Consider the following 11,339-nt stretch of genomic DNA (forward strand, 5'->3'; position numbering starts at 1 on the left):
CGCGCAGTCGCGATCGCGCGACCGGAGTACGTCGTGTTCGCGTGTCCGTCGCGAAGCCGGTTGTCGGCGGGTCGCGACTTACGTCGCTCCTACAGGGATCGGGATGCGTGGGGCGCGCGAGGTTGGGGCGGTCACGCGTCGCGGTAGGCGCTGCGCAGCAGTTCGTGGAAGTGGTGGACGGCGTTCTCGCGCAGGGGGTTCAGCCGGCCGGGGGCGTAGGAGCCCGACGCCAGCCCGCGCTGCACGTCCTCGCAGATGGTCAGGTCCTCGAGCTGCACTTCGTCGCTGAAGGCGCGGTCGGCGTCGCGGCGCGCGCGGGCCTCGCCACTGTCGTCGGCGCCCTGGTCCACCGCGTAGTAGAAGTCGAACTCCACCCGGCAGCGGTCCACGCCCAGCGGCACCACGCGGTTGGTCTGCAGCCGGCCGGGCAGGATGTTGAGCATGGTGTTGGGCCACAGCCAGTAGTACAGCGCGTCGCCGTCGCCGTAGGTGTCGCCGCCCTCCAGCGGGCTCCACTGGTACGAGTACCAGCGCGCGGTCTCGGTGACGTAGCTGCGGTAGTCGAGCAGCCGGTTGAGGCCGGGGTGGATGTGGGGGACGTGGTAGCCCTCCAGGTAGTTGTCGACGTAGACCTTCCAGTTGCAGGCGACGTCGTAGCCGACGCGCTGGTGGTGGCCGTAGCGCGCGAGTCCGCGGTCGGCGCCGAGGCGGGCGTCGATGCCGTCGACGAAGGCGTCGAAGTCCGGCGCGCGCGCCTCATCGACGCAGGCGAACACCAGCCCCTGCCAGACCCGCACCGCCAGTTGCGGCAGGCGCACGTCGGCGACGTTGAAATCCGGCGCGCCGCCCATCTCCGGTGCGGACTTCAGCACGCCGTCGAGGCCGTAGGTCCAGCCGTGGTAGCGGCAGCGCAGCGATCTTGCAGCCAGCCCGTCGCAACTGGCGATCGGCCCGGCGCGATGGCGGCAGACGTTGTGGAACACGCGGATATCGCCCGGTCCGCCAACGCCGTCGTTGCCGCGCACGGCGATCACCGGCAGCCCGGCGAAGTCCGCGACGACGTGGTCGCCGGGCCCGGCCAGCTGGCAGACGTGGGCGAGCAGCTGCCAGCCGGGTTCGAAGGCGACGCGGCGGTCGAGGGCGGCCATCGCCGGGTCGACGTAGAAGCGCGCGGGCAGGGCGGTGGCGTGGTCGAGTGGCTGCGGCGCGAGGTCGGTGGCGTCGCCACGCGGGTCGGATGTGCGGGTGTCCATGCGGCGAGTATGCTCGGCGACGGGGCGTGGCCGCGGCGGAGCGGCGTCCGGCGCGGGCGACGAAGGCCACCGCGGCGCCGCCGGCACGCAACCGCGAGACGTCGCCGCCCGGCCGAAAGCGAAAGGCCGGCATTGCGCCGGCCTTTCGGGGTACAGCGGGGCAGGACTCAGGCCTTGGCCGGTTCCGAGGACTTGGCCGCCTTGTCGCCGGCGTCGTCCTGGGCGTCGTCGGCGGCGTCCCCACCGTTGCCCGGCTGCGCGGCAGGCGCCGGCGCGTCGGCGCTGGCCTGCCAGCCGCAGGTCTGGCCTTCGTTCTGCTGCTTCAGCCAGTCCTGCAGCGGGGCGAAGTACTCCAGCACGGCGCTGGCGTCCATCTTCTCGCCGCCGGTCAGCTCCTTCAGCGTGGCCTGCCACGGCTGGCTGGCGCCCTTGTCGAGCATCGCCTGCAGCTTCGCGCCGGCGGCCTTGTTGCCGTAGAAGCTGCACTCGTGCAGCGGGCCGGTGTAGCCGGCGGCGTCGCACAGCGACTTGTAGAACTGGAACTGCAGCACGTGGGCCAGGAAGTAGCGCGTGTACGGGGTGTTGCCCGGCACGTGGTACTTCGCGCCCGGGTCGAAGAACTCCTCGCCGCGCGCCTCGACCGGAGCCACGCCCTGGTACTTGGCCTTCAGGTCCCACCACGCGCTGTTGTACTCGTCCGGGGTGATCGAGCCGTCGAACACGCCCCAGCGCCAGCGGTCGATCATCAGCCCGAACGGCAGGAACGCGACCTTCGCTAGCGCCATGCGCATCTGCGCGTTGATCAGCGCCTCCTGCGACTGCTGCTGCGCGTCGACCAGGCCGATCGACTCCAGGTACTTGGGCGTCATCGCCAGCACGATGGTGTCGCCGATCGCCTCGTGGAAGCCGTCGTGCGCGCCGGCCTGCAGCAGCGGCGGCTGCTTGTTGTAGGCCAGGTCGTAATACAGGTGGCCGAGCTCGTGGTAGATGGTGGTGAAGTCTTCCTCGTTCGGCTTGATGCACATCTTGGTGCGCACGTCGCCTTCCATGTTCATGTCCCACGCGCTGGCGTGGCACACCACGTCGCGGTCGCGCGGCTTGATGAACTGGGTGTTCTCCCAGTAGCTCTCGGGCAGTTTCTGCAGGCCGAGCGAGGTGTAGAAGTCCTCGGCGCGCTTGGTCATCTGGCGGGCGGCGGCTTCCTGCGCCTCGTGCTCGATGTCGGCCAGCGCGGCGGGGCTGCGGTCGCCGGTGGCCTGGGCGAGCTTCTGCGCATGGATCTGCTGGTAGCGCGATTCCAGCGCGCCGGTGATGTCGAGTTTGCCGGCGTTCTCGTAGGGGACGACGATGTCCCACAGGTTGCCCCAGTCCTGCTGCCACATGTTGCCCAGCAGGTGCGCGGGCAGCATGCCGCCGGCGACCTGCGCCCGGTCCTCGCCGTACTCGGTGGCCAGGCGGGTGCGGGTGTAGCAGTGCAGGTCCTCGTACAGCGGCTTGACCTGGGTCCACAGGCGGTCGGTCTCGGCGGCGATCTCGACCGGGCTCATGTCGTAGCCCGAGCGCCACATCTCGCCGGCGTCGGCGAAGCCCATCTCGTCGGCGCCGAGGTTCACCAGCTCGACGAAGCGGGTGTAGTCGTCGCGCATCGGCTTGGAGATGGTGTGCCAGCCGCGCCAGGCCTCCAGTTGCTCGTCGTAGTCGCGGCTGTTGCGCAGCACGTCTTCCAGTGCGCCCAGCTGGCGGCAATTGCGCGCCTCGCCTTCGCCCGTGCAGTACTCGCCGGCGCCGTACATGCCTTCCATGTCGGCGGCGATGCGGGTCAGCTCGGCCAGCTTGGCCGGGTCGCTCGGCGCGGGCATCGAAGTGCCCAGCTTGAGCAACTGGATCGACCGCGCGGTCTGCGGCGACATTTCCTGTCCCTCGAACCGCTTGGCCTGCTCGATCCAGCTGTTGAGCTGCGACAGATAGCGCTCGTTGGCCGCGGCGGCCAGCAGCTTGCTGTCATCGATGATGTAGGTGGACGACAGCCACTGCGCCGCGGTCATCTGCGGGTACATCGCCTTGAGCTCGGCGTTGACCCGGGCAATGAACTGGTCGGCGGTCTCGTCCTTCGGCGCGGTGGCGGCGGCGGGCGTGGCGGCGCGGTCGGTGCCCGGGGTGGGCGCCCGGTCGCAGGCGGCGAGGCCGACGACGGCCGCGGTGATGCTGAGCGCAAGCAAGGCGCGAACGGGTTTCATCGGGTCTCTCCCTCATGGCGGGCGCGTGTCGCGCCGAACCTCCGAAGGCTAGAGGGCGTCCGGTGAAGGTGCAAGCGAGGGCCGGAAGGGCACGCCTGGCCTGCGCGACGCGGGTCAGGCGACCGCGGTTTCCATCGGCGGGGCAGGCAACCGTGCGCATCGCCGCTGGGGGTCGGCCAGGCCCCGGGCCGCCAGCCACTGCCACGCGCTGTCGGCGTCCCCGGCGAAGTAGGCCGCGGCCGAGCCGAGCCGGAAGGTGTAGCCCCACGCATCCATGTCGGCCAGCACGCGCGTGCGGCCGACGCCGGGCAGCTCGTCGCCGAGCAGCGCCTGCAGCACGCAGACCGCGTCTTCCTCTTCGATCGAATCGGTGGCGTCGGTGTGCACGGCCGCGCGGCGGTCCGGCGGCAGCACGATCAGGTGGCAGGCTTCGTGCAGCAGGGAGTGCACCGGGGTGTCGGCGCGGGCGAACACGTCGGTGCCGATGATGCCGGCCTCGCACTCGCCCCAGTAGCTGCCGGGGATCGGCTCGCCGTCGGCCACCCGGACCAGCCGCAGGCCATAGCGGGCGAGCAGGGCGGTCGGGGCGTCGAAGCCGGTGTCGGCGAGGGTGAGCATCGCGGACGGGCGGGGCGCCGCAGGGGCGCCCCGGTGATTCAGCCGTTGGCGACGGCGCGGGTGTCGTTCTCGGGCAGGGCGACCGAGATGTCGAGCACCTTGTTGTCGCCGTCGCCCATCAGGTCGACCTTGACCGCCTCGGCGTCGACGCTGACGTACTTGCGGATCACCTCCAGCAACTCGCGCTGCAGCATCGGCAGGTAGTCCGGGCCGCCGCGGGTGGCGCGCTCGTGGGCGACGATGATGCGCAGGCGGTCCTTGGCGACCGACGCGGTCTGCTTCTTGGCAAGCAGGAAGTCGAACATGCCCATGACTAACCTCCGAACATCTTGCTGAAGAAGCCCTTCTTCTCGGGTGTGACGAAGCGCATCGGGCGGGTGTCGCCGAGCAGGCGGGCGACCGCGTCGTCGTAGGCCTGGGCGGCGTCGGACTCGGCATCGAGGATCACCGGCTCGCCCTTGTTGGAGGCGTGCAGGACGTCGCTGGACTCGGGGATCACGCCGACGGTCTTGAGGCCGAGGATCTCCTCGACGTCGCCGACGCTCAGCATCTCGCCGGATTCCACGCGCCTGGGGCTGTAGCGGGTCAGCAGCAGGTGCTCCTTGACGCGCTCGCCGTTCTCGGCGCGGCGGGTCTTGCTCGCCAGCAGGCCGAGGATGCGGTCGGAGTCGCGCACCGAGGAGACTTCCGGGTTGACCACGACGACGGCCTGGTCGGCGAAGTACATCGCCAGGAACGCGCCCTTCTCGATCCCGGCCGGGGAGTCGGCGACGATGTAGTCGAAGCCGTCGGCGGCGAGGTCTTCCAGCACCTTCTGCACGCCTTCCTTGGTCAGTGCGTCCTTGTCGCGGGTCTGCGACGCGGCCAGCACGTAGAGGTTCTCGAAGCGCTTGTCCTTGATCAGCGACTGCTTGAGGGTGGACTCGCCGTTGACCACGTTGACGAAGTCGTACACCACGCGGCGCTCGCAGCCCATGATCAGGTCGAGGTTGCGCAGGCCGACGTCGAAGTCGATGACGGCGACTTTGTGGCCGCGGCGCGCGAGACCGCAGGCAAGGGAGGCGCTGGTCGTGGTCTTGCCGACGCCGCCCTTGCCCGAGGTGACTACGATGATTTCGGCCAAGTTCTGATCCTCCGATGATGGGGTGTTGCTCGATGGGTTGGACGGATCCCGCGTGACAGGATGCCCGTTTTGTGGCTCAAGGTGTGTCCAGCGCGGCGATGTGCAGTTGCCCGTCCTCGAGCCAGACCTGCACGGCCTTGCCGCGCAGCTCCCGCGGGATCTCCTCGAGCACCTTGTAGTGGCCGGCGATGGCGACCAGCTCGGCGTGGAACTCGCGGCAGAAGATGCGGGCCTGCTCGTTGCCCTGCGCGCCGGCCAGGGCGCGGCCGCGCAAGGGGCCGTAGATGTGGACCGAGCCGTCGGCGATGACCTCGGCGCCGGCGCCGACCGCGGTCAGGATGGTCAGGTCGCGGTTGTCGGCGTAGAGCTGCTGGCCGGAGCGCACCAGCGCGGCGTGGACCAGCCCGGGGGCGGCGCTGGCCGCGGCGGCGGGTGCGGGTGGCGGTGTGGCATCGCGCGGCGCGGCGCGGGCGGGGGCGGCCGCGGGGGCCGGAGCCGGCTCGGGTTCGCCGCCGGCACGCTCGTACTGGGCGCGGAACTTGGCCAGCAGCGGCAGGCCGAGGGCCTCGGCGAGGCGCTCGGTGTCGCTCGACCCGTAGGCCAGCGCCACCGGCAGCACGCCGGCCTGGCGCAGCCCGTCCAGCAGGGCGCGCGCCGTGCTGGCGTCGGGCGTCTGCGACAGTCCGCCGAAATCGACCACCACCGCACCGCGGCGGAACAGGTTTGGGGCGCGCCGGACGCGGTCGGCCATCTCGGCCGTCAGGCGGTCGATGTCGAGCGTGCGGATGCGGAGGTTGGCGATGCCGACCTGGCCGATCTTCAGTTCGCCGGCCGGCTCGTAGTCCATCCCGGCCGCGCTCACGGACCGCCGGTCCCGGTCGGGCGCGGTGCGAGGCGTGCGTCGAGGACGTGGCGCTGGGTGATCCAGGGGACGTCGGGCAGGTTGCCGCCGTAGTTGTCGCGCACCCACGGGTAGCTGCAGAGTTCCTTCATCAGCATCGCCGCGCGCATGCCGTTGCGCACCAGCACGCGCTGGCCCACCTCGCGGAAGCCGAAGCTGCCGTGGAACAGCAGCACCGGGTCGGTGACGCCCTCGAGGAAGACCTCGCAGGTGACCAGCGGGTAGCGCAGCTCGGCGTGGCTCTGCACGTCGGCGTAGAACGCGCGGCCGACACCGCCGCCACGCCGGCGGCTGGCGACGACCACGCGGTCGATGTAGAAGAAGTGCGGGTAGCGGTCGCGGAACCACTGGAAGTTGCGGCTGTCGTGCTCGGCATCGCTGCCGACGCCGATCAGGAAGCCGGCCAGGGTTCCTTCGCGCTCGGCGACGCGGAAGTATTCGGCGGTTTCGTAGAAGTGGCGCAACCGGGCCGAATCCAGCGGGAGGATCACGGGGCCGGCGGCGTTGTTCAGGGCAAGGACGGAATCCAGCTCGTGCTCGCGCACGTCGCGGACGACGATCGACATTCCGGGCTCCAGAGGTTCTGCGTGCGCTGCGCGGTGGTCGCGCGGCATCGGCGATTATCGCACGCGGGCCGGGCCGCGGCGACTGCGGAGGCTGGGCCGGGGAGGGCCGCCGGCCCGCATTCAGGCATGACTTTCGGGGGCACCGGCCGGCGCGGAATGCCGATAGCATCGGGCCATGTTGAGCCGCCTGAACCACAGCCGACTGCTGCGCTTTGCCGGTCTTTTCACCTGGGCGATGGTCGGCTCGTGGGTCGTGCAGCTGTGGCTCGATCCGGGCGACTTCGCGCTGCCCACGGGGCGCGACAACCCGTTCAACCTGCTGGTCGCGCGCTGGGTCGCGCTGTACCTGAGCTTCGGCGCCGCCTACTGGTGGATCACCCGCGACCTCGGCAGCCAGCGGCCCTCGCCGCTGTCGCACGTCCTGTTGCTGGTGCTGACGTTGTGCGCGATCGGCGTGAGTTACCTGTCGAGCACCGGCCTGGGCAGCATCCTGCTGATGGTGGTGGCGGGGCTGCTGCCGTGGCTGCTGCCGGTACGGGTCGGCATCGCCTGGCTGATCGGCGGCAACCTCGCGATCATGCCGGTGTTCATGACACTGGGGATGCCGTGGCTGGTCGCGCTGGCGCAGTCGCTGGCCTACATGGGCTTCTCCAGCCTGGTGTTCGTCACCGGACTGGTGGCGATGCAGCAGGCGCAGGCGCGCGAGGAGCAGCGCCGGCTCAACGCCGAGCTGCGCGCAACCCGGCTGCTGCTGGCCGAAAGCGCCCGGGTCAACGAGCGCACCCGGATCTCCCGCGAACTGCACGACCTGCTCGGCCACCACCTGACCGCGCTGAGCCTGAATCTCGAAGTCGCTGGCCACCTCGTCGACGGCCGCGCCCGCGAGCACGTCACCCAGGCCCACACGCTGGCCAAGCTGCTGCTGACCGACGTGCGCGAGGCGGTCAGCCAGCTGCGCGACGATGGCGCGATCGACCTGGCCGCGGCGCTGCAGCCGCTGGCCGAGAACGTGCCGGGCCTCGTCATCCACATGGATATCGAGGTGCCGCTGCCGGTCGAGGACCCCGACCGTGCCCACGTGCTGCTGCGCTGCACGCAGGAAATCATCACCAACGCGGCGCGCCACTCCGGCGCGCGCAACCTGTGGATCCGCGCCCGTCGCGAGCGTTGCCGGATCGAGATGACCGCGCGCGACGACGGCCGCGGCGCCGACCGCCTGACCGCCGGCAACGGCCTGCGCGGCATGCGCGAGCGCTTGCATCAGTACGGTGGCGAATTGACTATTGAAACCCGGCCGCAGGCAGGCTTCCAGTTGCACCTGACACTGCCGGCCACGGCGGCCCCGGCCGCCGCAATCGAAGGAGTGGGTGCATGATCCGCGTGCTGCTAGTCGATGATCAGACCCTGGTCCGCCAGGGTGTCCGCTCGCTGCTGTCGCTGGCCGAGGGGGTCGAGGTGGTGGCCGAGGCCAGCGACGGCCGGCAGGCGGTCGAGACGATCCCGCAGGTCCGCCCCGACGTGGTGTTGATGGACATGCGGATGCCGGTGATGTCGGGGCTGGAGGCGCTGCAGGCGCTCTCGCGCCAGGGCCAGCTGCCGCCGACCATCATCCTGACCACCTTCGACGACGACCAGCTGGTGCTGGCCGGCATCAAGGCCGGGGCCAAGGGCTACCTGCTCAAGGACGTGTCGCTTGAGCAGCTGGTCGGCGCGATCCAGACCGTCGCCGCCGGCGGCTCGCTGGTGCAGCCGGCGATGAGCCAGCGCCTGCTGTCGGGGCTGGAGCACATGCGCAACGATTTTGTCAGCCTCGACCGGCCCGACCCGCTGACCGAGCGCGAGACCGAGATCCTGCGGCTGATGGCCGGCGGCTTCTCCAACAAGGAGATCGCCAATTCGCTGGGCGTGGCCGAGGGCACGATCAAGAACCACGTCTCCAACATCCTCAGCAAGCTCGGCGTGCGCGACCGCACCCGGGCCGTGCTGAAGGCCTTCGAGCTGCAGCTGGTCTGACCGGGCCCGGTTCCGAGGCCACCACGGCCGTGGTGGCCCGTCGAGGGCCATCGGGGCGGCGTCCCGCCGGCTGCGCTTTTGTGACCCCGAAAGGCTGCGCCGGTCCCGGCTTCCTTGCTAGGATTGCCGGTCTGCGCCCCGTCCGCCCCGGGCCCGGCCCTGGAGAACCTGAATGACCCGTCTGATCGAGATCCTGATTTCACTGGCCATCGTGGCCGTGCTGTTTGTCACCGTCGGCTTCCTGCTGCCGTCGAGCCGCCACATCGAGAACTCGGTTGAGACCAACCGCAAGCTGACCATCGTGTACGACACGATCAGCAGCTTCAGCCGCTTCGACGAATGGAACACCCTGGCGCTGCGCGATCCGGGCATGGACCTCAAGATCTCCGGCCCCGAGCAGGGCGTCGGTGCCACGCTGAGCTACGACTCCGACGTCAAGGAAGTCGGCGAGGGCAGCTGGGAGATCATCGAGGCGGTGCCGAACAAGAGCGTCACCTTCCGGATCACCGACGACAAGGTCGGCAAGAACAAGGTCACCAAGTTCATCCTCGAGCCGACCGGCCGCAACGACCGCAACGTCAAGATCACCCAGACCTATGACGTCGACTACGGCATGAACCTGATCGGCCGCTACGCCGGCATGTACGTCGGCAGCAACTTCGGCGGCGACATGAAGGTCGGCCTGTCGCGCCTGAGCAACATGCTCGCCGCGGTGCCGAACTTCGACTACGCCGAGCTCAGCAAGGACGACGCGACGATGGCGCCGCAGATCGGCCAGCGCCCGGCGCAGACCCTGCTGGTGGTGGGCGCGGCGGTGGAGCGCAACAACGACGTCGTCCAGCGCACCATGAAGAACAACATGCAGTGGATCAACAAGGTGATGGAGGCCAACAACCTCGAGCCGGCCGGTCCGGTGCGCATCATCACCAACGAGTTCGGTTCGGAGAACTACGCGTTCGAGGTCGCCCAGCCGGTGCGCCTGGCCGGCAGCGGCGAGGGTGACGAAGCCGCCGGGGACGAGGCCGACGCCGCCACCGGCGACGAGGCCGAGGGCGAGGAGGCCGCGGCCGACGCCGTCGTCAACGGTGCATCGATCCTGGCCTCGGCGAAGGAGTTCCCGTCCAACGGTCCGCTGGAGATCAAGCTGCAGGGCCCGGTGGAACTGGTCGAAGTGGCGGCCGGCCCGGTCGCGATGGTGCCGTTCAAGGGCCACATGGCGAACCTGTCGAACGTGCGCGACGCGCTGCGTGGCTGGGCGATGACCCGCGGCCACCAGACCGTCGAGCGCCCGTACGAGGCGTGGGTCGATGGCATCGATGCCGGCTTCACCGAGAACGGCGAGTTCGTCGTCTACTGGGCGCTCAAGTAGGCCGCCCCGGCAACCATGCATTGCCCGACGCGCCGCGGATTTCCGCGGCGCGTTTCGTTTTGGGGGCTGGTATCTTGCGGCGATCCCACCTGAGCGCCGCCGCATGACCCCGAATGTCCCCCGCCACTCCATTCCGCGCGTGTTGCGGGTGCTGCCCGCCGCGGGTGCCGTGCTGGCCGCGGCGGCGGTCGCGCTGTCGGCCTACGCCGCGCACGCGGTCGAGCCGGCGGCGGTCGCGCGCTTGCAGTCGGCGGCGCTGTTCGCGTTCGGCCACGGCATCGCGATGGCCGCGCTGGCGCCGCTGGCGGTGCGTTGGTCGGCGCGGCTGGCGTTGATGGGGCTGCTCGTCGGGACGCTGCTGTTCTCCGGCAGCCTGGTGGCCGCGCACCTGTTCGGGACGCCGACCGTGTTCGCGCCGCTCGGCGGCGGGTTGATGATCCTCGCCTGGCTCGCGTGGGCGGCGGACCGGCTGGCGCGCTGACGATGCGCCACGTCCGCGGGTTCGACACCGACGCCGCCCACGCGCACCTGTCGCGGCGCGACCGCAAGCTGGCCCGCTGGATGCGGGGAATCGGGCCGATCGCGGCCGACCCGCGCTGGCGCAAGTCGTTCGATCCGGTCGATGCGCTGGCGCGCGCGATCCTGTTCCAGCAGCTCAGCGGCAAGGCCGCTTCGACGATCGTCGGGCGGGTCGAGGCGGCGGTCGGCAGCAACCGGCTGCACTTCGACACCCTCGGCCGCTGCGACGACGCGACCCTGCGCGGTTGCGGCGTGTCCGGCAACAAGCTGCTGGCGTTGCGCGACCTGTCGGCGCGCGAGGAGCGCGGCGAGATCCCGTCGCTGCGGCGGATGGCGACGATGGACAATGACGCGATCATCGACGCGCTGGTGCCGGTGCGCGGGATCGGCCGCTGGACGGTGGAGATGATGCTGATGTTCCGGCTCGGCCGGCCGGACGTGCTGCCGGTCGACGACCTCGGTATCCGCAAGGGCGCGCAGATGGTCGACAAACTGGACGTGATGCCGACGCCGCGCCAGCTGTCCGAGCGCGGCGAGCGCTGGGGCCCGTACCGCAGCTACGCGAGCTTCTACCTGTGGAAGGTGGCCGACAGCGCGGCGGGGGCGAAAGCGCCGACCAAACGCTCGCAGGAATAGGCCGGCCCGGGTATTTCGTATGCAGGAGCGGCTTCAGCCGCGATCAGGCCACGTTCGCCCGCGCCGGTTCCATGGTCGCGGCTGAAGCCGCTTGTGTCTTCGAT

The 11,339-nt window shown here is 70.3% G+C and carries 12 protein-coding genes; 5 read left to right on the top strand and 7 right to left on the bottom strand.

Features of this window, described 5'->3' with window-relative positions; genetic code table 11:
- Positions 1–131: 131 nt before the first annotated feature.
- The 7 genes from N799_RS05360 to N799_RS05390 form a co-directional block, all read right to left on the bottom strand.
- A complete protein-coding gene (locus N799_RS05360) occupies positions 132–1,253 on the bottom strand; it encodes an aromatic ring-hydroxylating oxygenase subunit alpha (protein WP_036209014.1) in 1,122 nt (373 codons plus the stop codon).
- Positions 1,254–1,420: 167 nt separating this feature from the next.
- On the bottom strand, positions 1,421–3,490 hold the full coding sequence (locus N799_RS05365) for a M2 family metallopeptidase (RefSeq protein WP_081974704.1): 2,070 nt from the start codon (positions 3,488–3,490) through the stop codon (positions 1,421–1,423).
- Positions 3,491–3,604: 114 nt separating this feature from the next.
- Positions 3,605–4,108: a hypothetical protein gene (locus N799_RS05370; RefSeq protein ID WP_052101257.1), complete on the bottom strand. Its 504-nt coding sequence runs from the start codon at positions 4,106–4,108 to the stop codon at positions 3,605–3,607.
- A gap of 38 nt (positions 4,109–4,146) precedes the next feature.
- On the bottom strand, positions 4,147–4,419 hold the full coding sequence (minE, locus tag N799_RS05375; RefSeq protein WP_036208916.1) for a cell division topological specificity factor MinE: 273 nt from the start codon (positions 4,417–4,419) through the stop codon (positions 4,147–4,149).
- A 2-nt stretch (positions 4,420–4,421) separates the two neighbouring features.
- The gene (gene minD / locus N799_RS05380; protein WP_036208919.1) at positions 4,422–5,231 is read right to left on the bottom strand and encodes a septum site-determining protein MinD; all 810 of its coding nucleotides are present in this window, start codon (positions 5,229–5,231) and stop codon (positions 4,422–4,424) included.
- Positions 5,232–5,307: 76 nt separating this feature from the next.
- Positions 5,308–6,093 carry a septum site-determining protein MinC gene (minC, locus tag N799_RS05385; RefSeq protein ID WP_203225028.1) on the bottom strand — a complete coding sequence of 262 codons (786 nt, stop codon included), beginning with the start codon at positions 6,091–6,093 and terminating at the stop codon, positions 5,308–5,310.
- Positions 6,090–6,698 carry a GNAT family N-acetyltransferase gene (locus tag N799_RS05390; protein WP_036208924.1) on the bottom strand — a complete coding sequence of 203 codons (609 nt, stop codon included), beginning with the start codon at positions 6,696–6,698 and terminating at the stop codon, positions 6,090–6,092. The genes minC and N799_RS05390 overlap by 4 nt, the downstream gene beginning before the upstream one ends.
- Positions 6,699–6,873: 175 nt before the next feature.
- Between N799_RS05390 and N799_RS05395 the strand changes: the two genes are divergently transcribed.
- The 5 genes from N799_RS05395 (at position 6,874) to N799_RS05415 (ending at position 11,235) form a co-directional block, all read left to right on the top strand.
- Positions 6,874–8,073, top strand: a complete 1,200-nt coding sequence (locus N799_RS05395) for a sensor histidine kinase (protein ID WP_036208927.1) — start codon at positions 6,874–6,876, stop codon at positions 8,071–8,073.
- Positions 8,070–8,711 (top strand): response regulator, encoded by a 642-nt coding sequence (locus N799_RS05400; RefSeq protein ID WP_036208929.1) that lies wholly within the window; start codon positions 8,070–8,072, stop codon positions 8,709–8,711. The genes N799_RS05395 and N799_RS05400 overlap by 4 nt, the downstream gene beginning before the upstream one ends.
- A gap of 172 nt (positions 8,712–8,883) precedes the next feature.
- Positions 8,884–10,080 (top strand): polyketide cyclase, encoded by a 1,197-nt coding sequence (locus tag N799_RS05405; protein WP_036208932.1) that lies wholly within the window; start codon positions 8,884–8,886, stop codon positions 10,078–10,080.
- A gap of 103 nt (positions 10,081–10,183) precedes the next feature.
- Positions 10,184–10,561, top strand: a complete 378-nt coding sequence (locus N799_RS05410; protein WP_052101258.1) for a DUF423 domain-containing protein — start codon at positions 10,184–10,186, stop codon at positions 10,559–10,561.
- A gap of 2 nt (positions 10,562–10,563) precedes the next feature.
- The gene (locus N799_RS05415; protein ID WP_036209026.1) at positions 10,564–11,235 is read left to right on the top strand and encodes a DNA-3-methyladenine glycosylase family protein; all 672 of its coding nucleotides are present in this window, start codon (positions 10,564–10,566) and stop codon (positions 11,233–11,235) included.
- The last annotated feature ends 104 nt before the right edge of the window (positions 11,236–11,339 follow it).

This window comes from Lysobacter arseniciresistens ZS79 (genome assembly GCF_000768335.1).
GTDB lineage: Bacteria > Pseudomonadota > Gammaproteobacteria > Xanthomonadales > Xanthomonadaceae > Novilysobacter > Novilysobacter arseniciresistens.